The organism is Pseudarthrobacter sp. Pseusp20, assembly GCF_059492155.1.
Window position 1 is genome coordinate 3,922,976 of sequence record NZ_CP168521.1, and the last position, 15,656, is coordinate 3,938,631.

The 15,656-nt window shown below is 68.0% G+C and carries 14 protein-coding genes; 4 read left to right on the forward strand and 10 right to left on the reverse strand.

Annotation, left to right across the window (positions count from 1 at the left end; translation table 11 throughout):
• Positions 1 to 36: 36 nt before the first annotated feature.
• Genes ACEN9K_RS18220 through ACEN9K_RS18240 form a run of 5 tightly spaced genes read right to left on the reverse strand, consistent with a single transcriptional unit; the run spans position 37 to position 5,919 of the window.
• The gene (locus ACEN9K_RS18220; RefSeq protein ID WP_495634810.1) at positions 37 to 1,488 is read right to left on the reverse strand and encodes an aldehyde dehydrogenase (NADP(+)); all 1,452 of its coding nucleotides are present in this window, start codon (positions 1,486 to 1,488) and stop codon (positions 37 to 39) included.
• Between the two features lie 28 nt (positions 1,489 to 1,516).
• Complete coding sequence (locus tag ACEN9K_RS18225) at positions 1,517 to 2,626, reverse strand: mandelate racemase/muconate lactonizing enzyme family protein (RefSeq protein ID WP_488315635.1); 1,110 nt, start codon at positions 2,624 to 2,626, stop codon at positions 1,517 to 1,519.
• A complete protein-coding gene (locus tag ACEN9K_RS18230; RefSeq protein WP_018768935.1) occupies positions 2,626 to 3,531 on the reverse strand; it encodes a 5-dehydro-4-deoxyglucarate dehydratase in 906 nt (301 codons plus the stop codon). The genes ACEN9K_RS18225 and ACEN9K_RS18230 overlap by 1 nt, the downstream gene beginning before the upstream one ends.
• Positions 3,528 to 4,493 (reverse strand): NAD-dependent epimerase/dehydratase family protein, encoded by a 966-nt coding sequence (locus ACEN9K_RS18235; protein ID WP_488315634.1) that lies wholly within the window; start codon positions 4,491 to 4,493, stop codon positions 3,528 to 3,530. Before ACEN9K_RS18235 ends, ACEN9K_RS18230 begins: the two co-directional genes overlap by 4 nt.
• Positions 4,494 to 4,503: 10 nt before the next feature.
• Positions 4,504 to 5,919, reverse strand: coding sequence for a Gfo/Idh/MocA family protein (locus tag ACEN9K_RS18240; RefSeq protein ID WP_018768937.1), 1,416 nt, complete (start codon positions 5,917 to 5,919; stop codon positions 4,504 to 4,506).
• A 359-nt stretch (positions 5,920 to 6,278) separates the two neighbouring features.
• On the opposite strand from ACEN9K_RS18240, the gene ACEN9K_RS18245 reads away from it, so the two are divergent.
• A complete protein-coding gene (locus ACEN9K_RS18245; protein ID WP_018768938.1) occupies positions 6,279 to 7,313 on the forward strand; it encodes a LacI family DNA-binding transcriptional regulator in 1,035 nt (344 codons plus the stop codon).
• Between the two features lie 25 nt (positions 7,314 to 7,338).
• On the opposite strand, the gene ACEN9K_RS18250 is transcribed toward ACEN9K_RS18245, so the two are convergent.
• On the reverse strand, positions 7,339 to 8,031 hold the full coding sequence (locus tag ACEN9K_RS18250) for a FadR/GntR family transcriptional regulator (RefSeq protein WP_026265711.1): 693 nt from the start codon (positions 8,029 to 8,031) through the stop codon (positions 7,339 to 7,341).
• Between the two features lie 66 nt (positions 8,032 to 8,097).
• On the opposite strand from ACEN9K_RS18250, the gene ACEN9K_RS18255 reads away from it, so the two are divergent.
• Complete coding sequence (locus ACEN9K_RS18255) at positions 8,098 to 9,435, forward strand: alpha-hydroxy acid oxidase (protein WP_495634811.1); 1,338 nt, start codon at positions 8,098 to 8,100, stop codon at positions 9,433 to 9,435.
• Between the two features lie 29 nt (positions 9,436 to 9,464).
• On the opposite strand, the gene ACEN9K_RS18260 is transcribed toward ACEN9K_RS18255, so the two are convergent.
• Together ACEN9K_RS18260 and ACEN9K_RS18265 are read right to left on the reverse strand one after the other, a co-directional pair.
• Positions 9,465 to 10,109, reverse strand: a complete 645-nt coding sequence (locus tag ACEN9K_RS18260; RefSeq protein WP_018768941.1) for an ArsR/SmtB family transcription factor — start codon at positions 10,107 to 10,109, stop codon at positions 9,465 to 9,467.
• 60 nt (positions 10,110 to 10,169) lie between these two features.
• Complete coding sequence (locus tag ACEN9K_RS18265) at positions 10,170 to 11,381, reverse strand: acetoin utilization protein AcuC (RefSeq protein WP_056392604.1); 1,212 nt, start codon at positions 11,379 to 11,381, stop codon at positions 10,170 to 10,172.
• Between the two features lie 104 nt (positions 11,382 to 11,485).
• On the opposite strand from ACEN9K_RS18265, the gene ACEN9K_RS18270 reads away from it, so the two are divergent.
• Positions 11,486 to 12,919 (forward strand): TrkH family potassium uptake protein, encoded by a 1,434-nt coding sequence (locus ACEN9K_RS18270; RefSeq protein WP_018768943.1) that lies wholly within the window; start codon positions 11,486 to 11,488, stop codon positions 12,917 to 12,919.
• Positions 12,912 to 13,598 carry a potassium channel family protein gene (locus tag ACEN9K_RS18275; RefSeq protein ID WP_026265713.1) on the forward strand — a complete coding sequence of 229 codons (687 nt, stop codon included), beginning with the start codon at positions 12,912 to 12,914 and terminating at the stop codon, positions 13,596 to 13,598. Before ACEN9K_RS18270 ends, ACEN9K_RS18275 begins: the two co-directional genes overlap by 8 nt.
• Here the strand turns inward: ACEN9K_RS18275 and proC are convergent.
• Together proC and ACEN9K_RS18285 are read right to left on the reverse strand one after the other, a co-directional pair.
• Positions 13,595 to 14,428: a pyrroline-5-carboxylate reductase gene (gene proC / locus ACEN9K_RS18280; protein WP_018768945.1), complete on the reverse strand. Its 834-nt coding sequence runs from the start codon at positions 14,426 to 14,428 to the stop codon at positions 13,595 to 13,597. The genes ACEN9K_RS18275 and proC overlap by 4 nt on opposite strands.
• A gap of 235 nt (positions 14,429 to 14,663) precedes the next feature.
• Positions 14,664 to 15,653: a Ppx/GppA phosphatase family protein gene (locus ACEN9K_RS18285; protein WP_018768946.1), complete on the reverse strand. Its 990-nt coding sequence runs from the start codon at positions 15,651 to 15,653 to the stop codon at positions 14,664 to 14,666.
• Positions 15,654 to 15,656: the final 3 nt, after the last annotated feature.

The following is a 15,656-nucleotide window of genomic DNA, read 5'->3' on the forward strand; positions in this document are numbered from 1 at the left end:
CCCGGGGCTTAGTCGATGGTCCTGCCGGCCCTTGGCTTACGGAAGCTGCAGTTCACCGTCCACGCGGCGCGGGATGCCCAGGGGGTTGTCCTCACGCAGTGCCGGGTGCAGCACTGCCTCCGGGGCGTCCTGGTAGGCCACCGGTCGCTGGAACCTGCGGACCGCCGTCGCACCCACCGAGGTGAACAGTGACGTGGTGGCCGGGTACGGGCCACCGTGCTGCTGGGCCCAGTTGACGGCCACGCCCGTGGGCCAGCCTTCGAACAGGACGCGTCCTGCAAGTCCGGACAGCTGCTCCACCAGGCCTGCGATGTCCTCACCGGGCTGGGCGTGCAGGGTGCCGGTCAGGCTCCCCGGGACCTTGGCCAGGACGGCGGACAGTTCGTCCTGGCCCGTGTATTCGATGAGGATGGTGGTGGGGCCGAAGCACTCCTCCAGCAGCTGCTCCGGGCGTTCCAGCACCTTGGCGGCGGTGGTGGAGAAGACCACCGGAGCGGCGCCGTTGGCGGCCGCGTCCTGGTCCACGGTGCCGCTGACCACCTCCACGCCGTCGACTGACGCGAAGGCGCGCAACCCGTCCGGGTAGGCTTCCGCGATCCGGCTGGTGAGCATGCCCAGGGCCGGCTTGTCCTTGCTGGCCTCCGCCACGGCCCCGGCAAACTGCGTCCCCCCGGGGATGAACACCAGGCCCGGCTTGGTGCAGAACTGGCCCGCCCCAAGGGTGAAGGAGCCCGCCAGTCCGGCGGCGAGTTCCGCGGAGCGTGCCTCCAGTGCCGCCGCGGTGATGACCACGGGGTTCAGGCTCCCCAGTTCCCCGTAGAACGGGATGGGGTCGGGGCGGGAGGTGGCAAGGTCGAACAGGGCCCGGCCGCCGGGGATGGACCCGGTGAAGCCCACGGCCTTGATGGCGGGGTCCTGGACCAGGGCTGTTCCCACTTCACGGCCGTGGACCAGGGCGAACAGGCCGTCCGGTGCACCCGCGCCGCGAAGCGCCTCCGCCACGATCTCCGCGGTGCGTTCGGACAGCCGCAGGTGGCCTGAGTGTGCCTTGACGATGACCGGGCACCCGACGGCGAGGGCCGAGGCGGTGTCACCGCCTGCCACGGAGAAGGCAAACGGGAAATTGGAGGCGGAAAAGACGGCAACAGGGCCGATGGGCTTGAGGATCCTGCGGAGGTCAGGCCTGGGCGGGGTGGCAGCGGGATCCGCGTGGTCGATGATGGCTTCAAGATAGGAACCCTCGGTGATCACCCGGGCGAACAGGCGCAGCTGGCCGGTGGTGCGGGCCACCTCCCCCGTCAGCCGCGGGGCACCCAGGCTGGTCTCGGCGTCCGCGATGTCCACCAGTTCAGCAGCATTGGCGTCCAGGGCGTCAGCCACCGCGTTCAGCCAGCCGGCGCGCTCTGCGTCAGGGGCTGCGGCCGAGATCCTGGCTGCTGCTGTGGCCGCAGCGGTGAGCTCTGTCAGGGAAAGCGTTGCAGTTGTCACGTCAGGTACCTGTTCGTCGTATGGAAGTTCATGGCTGCGGGGTTTCCCGGAAGCGGAAGCCCAGTCCGGGCCGGTCCGCCAGGGCCACCCTGCTGTTGGCGAACCGCACCGGCGACGGGCCGGCCAGGATCCCCAACTGTTCGAAGGATGCCTCCTCGACGTCCTCCACCATGGTGGGCTCCGCCAGGGTCAGGGCCAGCTGCCCGGACAGTTCGGGCAGCAGGTGCGGCATGACCTTGATGCTGTTGGTCCGTGCCAGCTCAACGATCCGCCGGAACGGGGTAATGCCGCCCACCCGGATGATGTTGGGCTGGATGATGTCCACCGCCTCCGCCTCTATGAAATCGCGGAACCGGTAGATGGTGTGCAGGTTTTCGCCAAGGGCGATGGGCACGGGCGAGTGCTTCCGGAGCCTGCGGTAGGCCCAGAGATCGTCCGCGCGGATGGGTTCCTCCAGCCATTCCAGCCCGAATTCGGCCAGCACATCGAGGGCCCGGAAGGTGGTGGGCAGGTCCCACCGCTGGTTTGCGTCGATCATGAGCCTGCGGTCCGGGCCCAGGACGGATCGGACGGCGGCAACGCGTTCGCGGTCCTCGCGGAGGTCCGGTTTGCCCACCTTGATCTTCACTGCCTGGTGGCCGGCGGCAACCCAGCGTTCAGCCTGTGCCACCAGCTCGTCCAGGGTGTAGTGCAGGTTCACGCCGGAGCCGTAAACCTCGGCTGATTCCTGCCGCTGGCCCAGCAGGCCGGTGACCGATGTCCCGGCACGGCGGGCCTGCAGGTCCCACAGCGCCAGGTCCACACCAGCCATGGCGATGGTGGTGAGCCCTCCGCCGCCGGCCTCGTGCAGCCGCTTCCAGAGCACGTCCCACACGCCCTCGGGGGTGGCGGGCAGACCGGCGATGAAAGGGGCGATGTCGTGATCAAGCAGCGCCTTGACTGCCTGGGGACCGATGGTGGGCATCCAGGAGAAACCAAAGCCCGTGCCGCCGTCGTCCGTGTGAACCTCCGTGGCGATCACGTGGTTCTCCGGCGCCTCTGCGCCCCAGCTGCGGCGCAGCGGAACGGTGAGGAGCCGCGTCGACAGGCCGGTGATGCGCGGAACGGTACGGACGGCTTCGGCCGCCGGTGCGCCCATCAGTGCCCGGCCAGCTCGTAACCCTTGGCCAGGATGGCCTTGAGCTCCACGAGCTGTTCCTCCGTGGGGTCCACCAGCGGCGGGCGGACGGAACCCACCGGCATTCCGCCCAGCCGGAGGCCCGCCTTGATCAGGGAAACGCCGAAGCCGGGGGTCTGGTCCCGCAGGCGTACCAGGGGTGCGTAGAAGCCCTCAAGGAGGGCGTTGCGCCGTTCCTCGTCTCCGGCAGCGTAGGCATCGTAGTAGGCCTTGGCGATCTCCGGGGCCATGGCGAAAGCCGCCGAGGAGTATAGCGGGATGCCCAGACCGCGGTACGCGCCCTGCGTCAGTTCGGCGGTGAGCAGGCCGTTGAAGAAGGCGAAGTCCTTGCGGCCCGTTGCCTTGACCGCGGACACGATTTCCTGGGCGAGGCCCACGTCGCCAAGACCATCCTTGAAACCGATGACCTTGGGGTTGGCGGCGAGCTTGGCCATTGACGCCGCGGTGAATTTGGCGTTGCCGCGGTGGTACACGATGACCGGCAGGCTGCTGGCGTTGGCCACGGCCTCGATGTAGGCCACCAGCCCGTCCGTGGGGCCGGTGACCAGGTACGGCGGAAGCACCAGCAGCGCGTCGGCGCCTGCTTCCTCGGCAGCCCGGGCGGCTGCGAGGGCGTGGCCCAGGGGTCCGCCCGCACCGGCCACCACAGGGACTCGCCCGGCAACGACCTCGACGGCGGCCGCCACCACGGTGCGGACCTCCCCGATGCTGAGGGCGTGGAATTCGCCGGTGCCGCAGGCGGGGAAGACGCCGCCCGGGCCGAAAGGCAGCCGGGAGCTGATGTGTTCCTTGAGCAGTTCCACGTCAACGGCACCTTCGGCCGTGAACGGGGTGACGGGGAAGAAGAGTACGCCGTCGAATTTCATGATGTCTCCTTGCCTCCGGCGCTGGCGGTAACCAGCGTGGAAGCCTCGTCGTTGAGGGTTGGGTGGGACTTGAGTTCTGTGCGCCAGCTGCGCTTGGGCTGCCAGCCGAGCAGTTCCCGGGCCTTGGCAATGGAGAACGCCGGGTTGGTTCCGGTCAGGCCGGCGCTGAGCGCTTCGCTTCCCGGCAGGAATTTTGGCATCAGCTCCGCCAGGGGCGCGGTGGCCAGTGCGTCGGCTGCCCCTACGAAGAAGGTTTCCCCGTTCGGAATGTCTGCCATTTTCTGCAGCAGCAGGTCCAGGAAATCAGCCACATCCCGGGCGTCCACGTAGTTGAACAGCGCCGGAGCGGAGAGGGCGGGGTCGGCCAGGCGTTCGGCGAGCGTGTGCCCCTGCTGGGTGGGGGCACCGTCCCATTCCTCCGGCGAGATGACAAAGCAGGGACGAAACGCCGCGTACCGGATCTTCTCTCCCTGCGCCGTGGCGAACATCTGCATGGTCTGCTCGGCGATGAGCTTGGACAGCGCGTAGGCGTTCCAGGGCTTGGGCGGCGTGCGCTCGTCCAACGGGAACGACGGCGGCAGCCACCCCGCCGGGCATCCGTAGCCCAGGACCGTGGGGCTGCTGGCGGTGACGATTTTGCCAACGCCCAGTTCCGTTGCGGCGCTGATGACCGCGAAGGCGAGCCGGGTGTTGGTGGCGAAAATGACGTCCTCGGGTGCGCTGAACGGTACCGCGATCGCCGCAAGGTGGATGACGGCGTCGGGCCTTGCACCCCGAAGGAGGCGCAGTGCCTCGCCCGGCGCCAGGAGGTCCGCGGTCTCCTGGACGACGCCGGCCGGCAGGAGCCCGGCGGGGACGGCGTCACGGTCAACCGAGACCACCTCATGGCCCGCCTGGGCCAGCCCCGCCACCACGCTGCGGCCAAGGCGGCCCGCGCCGCCGGTCACGAATATCCTGCTCATGGTTTTTCCTCTACTTGGCGCGGCGAAGGTCGACGCCGAGGTCCAGGTCCTCGACCCGGACGGGCAGGGACGATTCCAGGGAGCGGTTGCCTGCGATGCCCACGGACACTGAACGCAGGCCGTCCAGGTAACCGGAGGGCCGGCCCAGGGGGTCCTCGCCCGGTCCGTTGAAGAGGTCCGACAGCAGCAGTTCGTCACCGCCGCCGTGCCCGCCTTCGCCGTTGACGATCGGCACCTCGTAGGCGGCCTCCCAGTGGCGCTGGACCACCAGCCGCTCGCCGTTGCGGCGCACGGCGTCCTCTTCCTCCACGGGGGTTGCGGAAGGGTCCACGACGGTTTTCTGGTCGGTGCTGTGCAGGACGGCGGCGCGTTCCACCACTTCAAGCTCCGCCCGGCCCTCGGTGCCGTTGACCGCCACCCGGTAGCCTTCCCAGGGGCTGTGCGCGTTCAGCGAGTAGCTCAGGCGCGGCCCACCCTGGTACTCCACCACCAGGGCCAGGTTGTCCTCAATGGTGATGCCGGCGGTGAAGACATCCTGGTCGCGGCGGTAGCCGTCGTAGTGTTCGTTGTCCAGGAACAGTGCCTTGAGCCGCTCGTCCTCGCGCAGGTCCAGCGCGAAGGGGTCCTTCTCGCCGGCGGGGGCATCGGCGTCGGGCGTTCCCCGTTCCGGGCGTGGGCCAAGGCCGCGCTCGGCAGCGTTCTTGTCGCCATAGAACTTCAGGCCACCGGAAGCGAAGACCCGCTCCGGGACGTCGTCGATCCACCAGTTGACCAAGTCAAAGTGGTGCGACGCCTTGTGGATGAGCAGCCCGCCGGAGTTCTTCTTCTCACGGTGCCAGCGGCGGAAATAGTCCGCGCCGTGGACGGTGTCCAGGACCCAGCTGAAGTCGACGGACGTGACTTTGCCGATCACGCCGCTCTGGATGATTTCCTTGAGCGCGCTGTTGCGGGGCGAGTAGCGGTAGTTGAACGTGACCACCACGTTCCGGCCGGTTTCCTGGACGGCCTGGGTGATGCGGCGGCAGCCTTCGGCATCGATGGTCAGTGGCTTTTCGACCACGACATCCGCTCCGGCACGAAGACCCTCAACAATATAGTCCGCATGGGTGTAGTCCGGGGTGGTGACAATAATCCGGTCGATGCCGTTGGCCTGGATAAACGCTGTCAGGTCCGCGGGATCAAAGGACGCCACCGGTCCCGGCGCGCCCAGTTCCTGGATGAGCTTCTGGTAAAACTCCACGCGTCCGGGATTCACGTCGGAGAACGCCACCAGTTCGGCGGTATCGGCGTGCTTGCCGAAGATGGCCCGGATGTACATCTCGGAGCGGCCACCGGTGCCGATCAGGGCGATGCGGGTCTTCCCGCCGTCCTTGGCAGTGGCCTGGGCGGCAGCTGCGGCCGACGTCGTCTCGGCTGTGTTGACCATGGGGTCCCTTTCGAAAGCTCATTGAACGGCCGTGGGAACGGCGGCTGTGGATCAGCGGCGGCACTCTGCTGCACCGGTTGGAAAAGCAGGCGAGAAAGCGTTTTCTCAGTTGTCTATAAAAGTTGTACCAACCCCGCGGGGCATTCGTCAACCATTTCCCGCGCTGAGGGAAAGCGCTTTCTTCGCTCCCGGCGCAGGACATCTGCCGGCGGTCCGGGAAAACGGCTGGGAAAAGCATAGAAATCGCTTTCCTACGCCCGTATATGCTGTCTTTCAAAGCAGGTTGCCATCACGGCCGGCCGCCCGGGCACCAACCGGTCGCGGCAGCTCCGGCGGATGGCGCAAACGAAGGGTTCCCCATGGCCAGGAAATCGGCAAGCGGCAGGATCGGCATCGCAGATGTCGCCGTGAAGGCGGGAGTCTCCCATGCCACCGTTTCGCGTGTCATGAACGGAAACTTCACCGTGGACCCGGACATCGCCGCCAGGGTCCGTGCAGCGGCCGCCGAACTGAAGTACCAGCCCAATCCCGTGGGCCGCAGCCTGGCCCTGGGCAAGACGGACACCATCGGCATTGTGGTGCCGGACCTGGCCAACCCCACCTTCCAGGCGATCCTCCGCGGCCTGAGCCGGGCAGCCGCCCAGGACGGTTACCGCGTGCTCATCGCGGACTCATTCGAAGTGTCCAGCGAGGAGTCCATCCTCGCGGGCGAGGCGCGCCGGCGCTGCGACGGGCTGGTCCTGTGCGCCCCGCGCATGTCCGATGCGGAACTGGAGGAGATCGCACCCTCGCTGCACCCGCTGGTGCTGATCAACCGCACCACCTCCACTCCGAACGTGCCCAGCCTGGTGGTGGACTACGGCCAGGGCGTCCAGGACATCGCGGGGCACCTTGTGGAATTGGGCCACACCCGCCTGGCCTTCCTCGCGGGCCCGCCCCGCAGCGCCTCCAATGAGATGCGGCTCAAGGGCCTGGAGGCCTTCAGGGCCGCCCACCCCGAGGTGGAGGTGACCATGCTGGAGGGCGGCTCCGACTTCGACACCGGGCACGAAGCGGTGGATGCCGTCCTGGCGAGCGGGGCCACAGGCATCCTGGCATTCAATGACCTGGTGGCAATGGGCCTGATGAGCGGACTGCATGAGCGCGGCCTGGACGTCCCCGGGGACATTTCCGTGACCGGCTTCGATGACATCCCCTTCGCCAGGTACACGACGCCGGCCCTCACCACCGGCGCGGTCCCCATCACCGAACTGGGCGAGCAGGCATGGCACCAGCTCCGGGCGCTGATCCGGAAGGAAGGCAATGCGTCCACGGGCAGCCGCTACCAGCCGCGGCTGGAAGTGCGGGCCAGCACCGGGCCGGCCAAGGCGCCGCGCAGCACGGTCCACGGCTGAGCCTTTCTGTACGCTCCGCCCAGGTTTATCCCGCGCCCAGCCCGGCCTCTTTGTAGAATCCCTCGATGTGGGCCGCCACGAGTTCCGCGGCCCGGGCGCCGTCGCCATTCCTGACCGCAGCGAGGATGGCGTGGTGTTCGGTACGCAGGCGCGACGCTGTGGCTTCCCAGTCCGGCAAGGTGGCCGTGAGTTCGGCAGCGTAGCCCTGGATGGCTTCCCGGAGCGACCCCATCATGGCACTGACCACCGCATTGCCGGCGGCGTTGGCCAGGGCCAGGTGGAACCGGACATCGAGGGCCAGGAAATCGCTGGCCGAAAGTCCGTCCGGGGCATCCATGGCCGCCAGGAGCGCGGCCGCCCCGTCAAGTTCGGGTGCGTCCTGCGGGGCTTTCGCCGCAGCCCATGACTCCAGCAGGACCCGCGTTTCCACGATGTCCGCCACGGGCAGGTGCTGGGTGGCCACGTGCAGCCGCAGGGCGGAGCCCAGCGCCGCGGTGGGGTCCGAAATCACCACCGTCCCGGCTTCCGGCCCGGACCCGACGCCCGCGCGGACCACTCCCATTGCCTCCAGAATCCGGATCGCCTCGCGGACCGATGTGCGGGAGACCTTGAGCTGTTCGGCCAAGGTGCGCTCCGCCGGCAGCCTTCCACCCACGGCCAACCGGCCGGCCGAGAGTTGGTCCTCGATCCAGGACAGGACCAGCTGATGGGTACGCATAGGCCAATGGTACTTGATGTGGTTGGACCACATAACCTAGAGTGTGGTTGGACCATAGGAGGATCCATGACGCATACCATCCAGCCCAACAACCCTGAGGCGACCCCGGCGCCGGACACCACCGACATCCCCGCAGCGCCGGCACCCGCCCCGGCACCGTCGTCGTCCGCGCTGCCCGCAGCCCTGAAGCGCCGCATTCCCAAGTACTCGGACCTGGCGCCGCTGATGCAGTTCAAGAAGCCGGAGTTCAGCAAGGAGGCGCGGCTGAAGCGGGCCAGCACCATCTGGGAACTCCGCGACATCGCCAAGCGCCGCACCCCCAAGGCGCCTTTCGACTACACCGACGGCGCGGCTGAAGAGGAGATCACGCTCCGCCGCGCCCGCCAGGCCTTCCTGGACATCGAGTTCCGGCCGGGCATCCTGCGGAACGTCTCCGCCATCGACCTCAGTACGGAGATCCTGGGAAAGCCCTCGCGGCTTCCAGTTGGCATCGCACCGACAGGGTTCACCCGGATGATGCAGTCCGAGGGCGAATACGCAGGGTCGCAGGCAGCGGAGGCCGCAGGCATCCCCTACACCCTGTCCACCATGGGCACCGCCTCGATCGAGGACGTCGCCGCTGCCGCACCCAACGGGCGCAACTGGTTCCAGCTGTACCTGTGGACGGACCGGGACCGGTCGCTGGAACTGATCGAGCGCGCAGCCAGGGCGGGCAACGACACCCTCATGGTGACCGTGGACACTGCCGTGGCCGGCGCCCGCCTGCGCGACGTCCGCAACGGCATGACCATCCCGCCGGCGCTCACGGTGAAGACCGTCCTGGATGCCTCCTACCGGCCGGCCTGGTGGTTCAACTTCCTCACCCACGAGCCGCTCACGTTCGCCTCGCTCTCCCGCTACACCGGCACCGTGGCCGATCTCATCAACTCCATGTTCGATCCCACCCTCACGTTCGAGGACCTGGACTGGCTGCGCGAAACCTGGAAAGGCAAGCTGGTGGTCAAGGGCATCCAGACCGTTGAGGACGCCCGCGAGGTAGTGGACCACGGCGCCGACGGCGTGGTCCTGTCCAACCACGGCGGCCGCCAGCTGGACCGGGCCCCCATCCCGTTCCACCTGCTGCCCGGGGTCAAGGAGGCCTTCGCGGCGGACAACACCGATGCCGCCATCATTCTGGACACCGGGATCATGAGCGGCGCGGACATCGTGGCCGCCCTGGCCCTGGGCGCGGACTTCACCCTGATCGGCCGCGCCTACCTCTACGGCCTGATGGCCGGCGGACGGGCGGGAGTGGACCGCACCCTGCAGATCATCGAGAAGGACATGGCGCGGACCATGGCGCTGCTGGGCGTCAGCAAGGTGTCCGAACTCACCCCGGACCACGTGCGCCTGCTGGCCAAGTAGGCTGCGCTGCGCTTACCGCTCCGCGGGGATTACTTCTTGCGGCCGAACTTAGGGAGGTTGGGCAGGTTCGCCAGCAGGTCGGCGGCCTTGGTGGCGGCGCGGCCAACAGTCCTGCCGATCTGCTGGGGCACGCTGTCATCGCTCAACGGGGCGGCCGTCCCGCCGGGAATCACGACGGCGGGGCTCAGCTCGGCGCCTTCGCGCACCAGGACGGGCGCCGGGACTTCCTCCCGGGTCTGCGACGTGCCTGGCCCGGCAGCGCCGGCGGCCCGGGACAGGGAGGGGGCCGCGGCGGCGACGCCTTCGGTCAGGTGGGCAGCGCCCGCTGTGGCACTGCCCGCCTGGGCCGGGACTGCCTGATCCGGGATTTCCTGATGATGGCCACGCGGTGCCGTGGCGGCTTTGGCTCCAGGGCCGACGTCGAACGTCTCCAGCCAGCTGGCGATGCCCTCCAGCGGCCCGCGGTTCAACGCGTAGTACCGCTTCTGGCCTTGGGCCCGCATGCTGACCAGCTGTGCTTCACGAAGGACTTTCAGGTGCTTGGAAATGGTGGGCTGGCTCGCCGCCAGTTCCTCCACCAGCTCCCCCACGGCCTTGTCTCCTGCCCGGAGGGCCACCAGGATATCCCGCCGGGTGGATTCCGCTATGACGGCAAATACGTCGTCTGTCACCATGCCTCCCACCCTAGCGACATATGCCCCGAAAGGCATCAACTATTTCGGCCGCCAGGGAGCCTAGTCGAACCAGGGGTCCAGCCCGTGCAGCGGGAACACTGCCTTGCGGGTGGCCATGACAGTGCGGTCCACGGCGTCGTTGGGGTCGAAGCCCACTTCCCAGGACCGCCACCACAGCTCCACGTCATCCCCCATGAGGGCCGGCGCCTCCCTGCCGAACTTCTCCGTCACATACTGCCGCCAGTCCCCGGGCACGGGCGTCCGCAGCGGCACGGGCCGTCCGGCGGCGATGGCCACCAGGTGGCTCCAGGCCCGCGGCACCACGTCCAGCACGTTGTAGCCGCCGCCGCCGGTGGCGATCCACCGGCCACCGCAGTAGCGCTCGGCCAGATGCCCGACGGCGTTCGCTGCCTCCCGCTGTCCGTCCACGCTGAGGTTGAGGTGCGTCAGGGGATCGCTGCGGTGTGAATCGCAGCCGTGCTGGCTCACGATCACCTCGGGTTCGAAGGCGCCCACCAGTTGCGGCACCACGGCGTAGAAGGCGCGGAGCCACCCGGCGTCACCGGTGCCCGCAGGCAGGGCAACATTCACTGCGGTTCCTTCTGCCGCCGGGCCGCCGATCTCGTTGGCGAACCCGGTCCCGGGAAAGAGGGTCAGCCCTGTCTCATGCAGCGAGAGGGTGAGGACCCGGGGATCATCCCAGAAGATGTTCTGGGTGCCGTCCCCGTGGTGGGCGTCGACGTCGATGTAGGCCACTTTGCGTACGCCGCCGTCGAGCAGCTTCTGCACCGCAACCGCTGCGTCGTTGTAGATGCAGAATCCGCTGGCACGGTCCCGGGACGCGTGGTGCATGCCGCCGCCGAAGTTGACGGCGTGGACGGCCGACCCCTCCAGCACGCGCGATGCCGCCAGCAGGGAGCCGCCGGCCAGGCGTGCCGCGGCCTCATGCATGCCGGCGAACGCGGGATCGTCCTCAGTTCCCAGCCCCCGGGACTCGTCCGGCCGGGAGGGGTCCGTGCTGACACGGCGGACCGCCGCCACGTATTCCGGCGAGTGAACGGACTGCAGGTCGGCGTCCGAGGCCACCTCCGGCGCCGCGACGTCAACATGGTCCAGGTCGAACAGACCCAGGCTGCGGGCAAGGCGGGCCGTCAGGTCCATCCGCTCCGGCGCCATGGGGTGGCCCGGACCAAAGTTGTAGGCTGTCATGTCAGGACTCCACGCCACCATCGTTGGCGGCGCGGGCTGGCTGAGGCCGGGCAGGTATGTCATCAATCACAGGCTACCCGAGCCCGCACGGCCGCCCACCCGGCCATGACGCGGGCTTTAGTGGTTTACTACTGGGGGAAGCCGTTACAACCGAGGAAAAGCCACACATGACCCAGAGCCAGTCGAGGCCCCGGACGCCGGCCACCTGGCACCCCCCGGCGCAGGAGCGGGAGGGCCTCCGGGTCCTCACGCGGCTGCGCGACTTCATTGACGACATTGCCAACACCACACCCGCACGGCTGGCGCTGACGGCGTTCGCCGCCGTCTGCACGGTGTTCACGTTCCTGCTGTCCCTGCCGGTCTCCTCAGCTGACGGAACCCCCACGCCTATCCACCAGGCGCTGTTCACCGCGGTCTCTGCGGTGTGCGTCACGGGGCTCACGGTGGTGTCGACGGCGGTCCACTGGTCCTTCTTCGGCCAGCTGGTGATCCTGGTGGGCATCTTCATCGGCGGCTTGGGCACCTTGACGCTGGCGTCGTTGCTGGCACTGATGGTGAGCAAGCGGCTGGGTGTCCGGGGCAAGATCATCGCGGCGGAGTCCATGAACAACGCCGGGCGCCTGGGCGAGGTGGGCACCCTGCTGCGGATCGTCATCACCACGTCCGTGGTCATCGAGGGTGTCCTGGCGCTCGCGCTGGTCCCCCGGTTCCTCACCCTGGGTGAGCCCTTCTGGCAGTCGGTGTGGCACGGTATTTTCTATGCCATCTCGTCGTTCAACAACGCCGGCTTCACGCCGCACTCGGACGGGATCGTGCCCTACGAGACGGACCTCTGGATCCTGATCCCCCTCATGGTGGGGGTCTTCATGGGCAGCCTGGGATTCCCCGTGGTGATGGTCCTGCAGCAGAACGGCCTGAACTGGAAGAAGTGGAATCTCCACACCAAGCTCACCATCCAGGTTTCCCTGATCCTCCTGGCGGCAGGGGCGTTCCTGTGGGCGCTGATGGAGTGGGACAACGCCCGGACCATCGGCACCATGAGCGTGGGCGACAAGATCACCCACGCGCTCTTCGCGTCCGTGATGACGCGTTCGGGCGGATTCAACCTGGTGGACCAGAACCAAATGGACTCCACCACCATGCTGCTGACCGATGCCCTGATGTTTGCCGGCGGCGGCTCCGCCTCCACGGCCGGCGGCATCAAGGTGACCACCATCGCCGTCATGTTCCTGGCCATCGTCGCCGAAGCCCGTGGCGACGCCGACGTCAAGGTCTACGGCCGGACCATCCCGCAGGGCAGCATGCGGGTGGCCATCTCCGTGATCGTCGCCGGCGCCACCCTGGTCTCCGTGTCGGCTTTCCTGCTGCTGCACATCAGCGGCCAGTCACTTGACCGTGTGTTGTTCGAAACCATCTCCGCGTTCGCCACGGTGGGACTCAGCACCAACCTCAGCGCGGAGGTGCCGCCCGCCGGCGTCTACGTCCTCACGGCGCTGATGTTCGCGGGCCGCGTGGGTACCGTTACCCTCGCCGCTGCCCTGGCCCTGCGCCAGCGCAGCCAGTTGTACCACTATCCCGAAGAGAGGCCGATCATTGGCTAGTTCCACAGACGCCCCCCGGCGCCCCGCCCACAATGCCCCTGTACTGGTGATCGGGCTGGGCCGCTTCGGATCATCCACGGCTGAACAGCTGGTGAAGCAGGGCCGGGAAGTCCTCGCGATCGAACGGGACCGGAACCTGGTGCAGAAATGGGCGCCCCTCCTGACCCACGTGGTGGAGGCGGACGCCACCAACATCGATGCGCTCCGCCAGCTCGGCGCCCAGGAGTTCAGCTCCGCCGTCGTGGGTGTGGGCACCTCCATCGAATCCTCCGTGCTGATCACCGTCAACCTGGTGGACCTCGGCATCGAGCACCTGTGGGTGAAGGCCATTACGCCCTCCCACGGCAAGATCCTGACCCGCATCGGCGCCAACCACGTGATCTACCCGGAAGCCGACGCCGGTGTCCGCGCCGCGCACCTGGTCTCCGGGCGCATGCTGGACTTCATCGAGTTCGACGACGACTTTGCCATCGTGAAAATGTACCCGCCGCGCGAAACGGTGGGTTTCACCCTGGACGAGTCAAAGGTCCGTTCCAAGTACGGCGTGACCATTGTGGGCGTGAAGTCCCCCGGCGAGGACTTCACCTATGCCCGGCCCGAGACCAAGGTGTCCTCCCGCGACATGCTCATCGTCTCCGGCCACGTGGACCTGCTCGAACGGTTCGCCGCGCGGCCCTAGCCGAGCTGCCTGGTAATCTCCGCTGCCCGGTCGGCTGCGGCGCGGGCACCGGCCGCAATGATGGCCGGGATGCCCTGTTCGTCGAAGGTGGCGATGGCGCGTTCGGTGGTGCCGTTGGGGCTGGTCACGGCTTTGCGCAGCGCTGCCGGGTCCGCTCCGGGCTGGGCGAGCATGAGGCCCGCACCGGCAACAGTTTCGCGCGCCAGCAGCAGGGACAACTCCCGGTCCAGGCCCAGTTCCTCCCCGGCGGACGCCATGGCCTCTGCGAGGTAGAAGGCGTAGGCCGGGCCGGACCCGCTGATGGCGGAGAGCGCGTCCACCTGCTCCTCCGGGACCTCCACCACGGTGCCTGCTCCCTGGAGGATGTCCTTGACCTTCTGGAGCTGCCCAGGGCTGCAGTGGGTTCCTGGCGAGACGGACACGACGCCGCGCCCCAGTTTTGCCGGCGTGTTGGGCATGGTCCGGATGACCGGCTGCCCTTCCGGGAGGGCTGCCTCGAGTTGGGCGATCGAGACCGCGGCGGCGACGCTGACCACCACGGTGTCCGGCGAAAGTGCCGGGCTGATCTCCCGGGCAAGGTCCGCGATGCCCACCGGCTTGACGCCAAGGATGACGACGGCGGACCCCTTGGTGGCTTGCCTGTTGTTGTCAGGTTCCTCCTCGCCGGCAATGGCAGTGATCCCCGGGTAGCGCTCGGCCAGCTCGGATGCACGCTCCGCGCGGCGGACCGTGGCCACCACATCCCCGGGATCCGTCCCTGCCTCCAGCAGGCCGCCAAGAATGGCCTCGTTCATGGATCCACAGCCAAGGAATGCGATTCGGTTGCTCATGCCTCCATCATTGCAGGAGGCAGGCATTCACAGGCAACTCCCATCTTCACCGCAGGCAGCACACAACTTGCGGTCCTAACGTAGTTATTACCTCATTGAGGGTGCGAGTGATGCGGCAGGCATGGGGATGCCTGCCAGGGCACCGGCGGCGCGGCGACAGGTTTTCCCCCATTTTCCTGTTGCCCGCCCCGGTGCTTCCGCTTTTAACGGCCGCGGCAGCGGGGGCGTTGGGCCCCTAGACCGGTGCTTCCACCGGCCGGGAAGCGGCCACATGCGGTGCCGGCTCCAGCGGACCGGAAAATACCAGCTGGTCCAGGCGCCGGAGGATGAGACCTTCACGCAGTGCCCAGGGGCAGATGCGGAGCTTCTTGAACTTGAACATCTCAAGCGCGGCTTCGGCCACCAGCGCGCCGGCCAGGAGCTGATGGGCCCGCGCCTCGGATACGCCGGGAAGGTGCAGCCTGTCCTCCGAGCTCATGGCCGAGATCCGCTGGGTCCAGATGCCCAGGTCCGAGGCGTGCAGTTCCCGTTTGACGTACGGGCCCTCAGCGCTGGGGGCAGCCCCGGCGATCCGGGCCAGGGAGCGGAAGGTCTTGGAGGTGCCGGCCACCACATTGGCCCGGCCCAGGCCGTCGAACCCGCGGACGGCGGGCTTGAGCGTCGCCCTGATATAGCGCCGGAGTTCCTTGACGCTTTTGGCCGACGGCGGATCCTCGGCGAGCCAGTCCCGGGTGAGGCGGCTTGCGCCGAGCGGCACGGACGTGGCCACTTCGGGGAGCTCGTCCTGGCCGAAAGCCATTTCAAAGGAACCGCCGCCGATGTCCAGGTTCAGGATGGGTCCGGCGCCCCACCCGTGCCAGCGCCGCACCGCGAAGAACGTCATGGACGCTTCCTCGCTTCCGGTGAGTTCCTGGAGGGTCACCGTGGTTTCGTGCTTGACCCGGGCCAGCACTGCCGGGCCGTTGGTGGCCTCGCGGATGGCTGACGTACAGAAGGCCAGCAGGTCCTCGGCCTTGTGCCGGGCAGCAAATTCCCACGCTTCCAGCACGAACTCGGTCAGCTCGTGCTGGCCCTCGTCGCTGATGCTGCCGTCCGGCTCCAGGTACTGGACCAGGGACAGCGGCCGCTTGTGGGACGCGAACGGGACCGGCTGCGCACCGGGGTGGGCATCCACCAGGAGCAGATGGACAGTATTGGAACCGATATCGAGGACGCCTAGACGCATGGG

What these genes read in the sequence shown, in the direction of transcription:
- ACEN9K_RS18225 (WP_488315635.1), bottom strand. Translation starts at nt 2,626, where the DNA reads ATGGGCGCACCGGCGGCCGAAGCCGTCCGTACCGTTCCGCGCATCACC.
- ACEN9K_RS18230 (WP_018768935.1), bottom strand. Translation starts at nt 3,531, where the DNA reads ATGAAATTCGACGGCGTACTCTTCTTCCCCGTCACCCCGTTCACGGCC.
- ACEN9K_RS18235 (WP_488315634.1), bottom strand. Translation starts at nt 4,493, where the DNA reads ATGAGCAGGATATTCGTGACCGGCGGCGCGGGCCGCCTTGGCCGCAGC.
- ACEN9K_RS18240 (WP_018768937.1), bottom strand. Translation starts at nt 5,919, where the DNA reads ATGGTCAACACAGCCGAGACGACGTCGGCCGCAGCTGCCGCCCAGGCC.
- ACEN9K_RS18245 (WP_018768938.1), top strand. Translation starts at nt 6,279, where the DNA reads ATGGCCAGGAAATCGGCAAGCGGCAGGATCGGCATCGCAGATGTCGCC.
- ACEN9K_RS18250 (WP_026265711.1), bottom strand. Translation starts at nt 8,031, where the DNA reads ATGCGTACCCATCAGCTGGTCCTGTCCTGGATCGAGGACCAACTCTCG.
- ACEN9K_RS18255 (WP_495634811.1), top strand. Translation starts at nt 8,098, where the DNA reads ATGACGCATACCATCCAGCCCAACAACCCTGAGGCGACCCCGGCGCCG.
- ACEN9K_RS18260 (WP_018768941.1), bottom strand. Translation starts at nt 10,109, where the DNA reads ATGGTGACAGACGACGTATTTGCCGTCATAGCGGAATCCACCCGGCGG.
- ACEN9K_RS18265 (WP_056392604.1), bottom strand. Translation starts at nt 11,381, where the DNA reads ATGACATACCTGCCCGGCCTCAGCCAGCCCGCGCCGCCAACGATGGTG.
- ACEN9K_RS18270 (WP_018768943.1), top strand. Translation starts at nt 11,486, where the DNA reads ATGACCCAGAGCCAGTCGAGGCCCCGGACGCCGGCCACCTGGCACCCC.
- proC (WP_018768945.1), bottom strand. Translation starts at nt 14,428, where the DNA reads ATGAGCAACCGAATCGCATTCCTTGGCTGTGGATCCATGAACGAGGCC.
- ACEN9K_RS18285 (WP_018768946.1), bottom strand. Translation starts at nt 15,653, where the DNA reads ATGCGTCTAGGCGTCCTCGATATCGGTTCCAATACTGTCCATCTGCTC.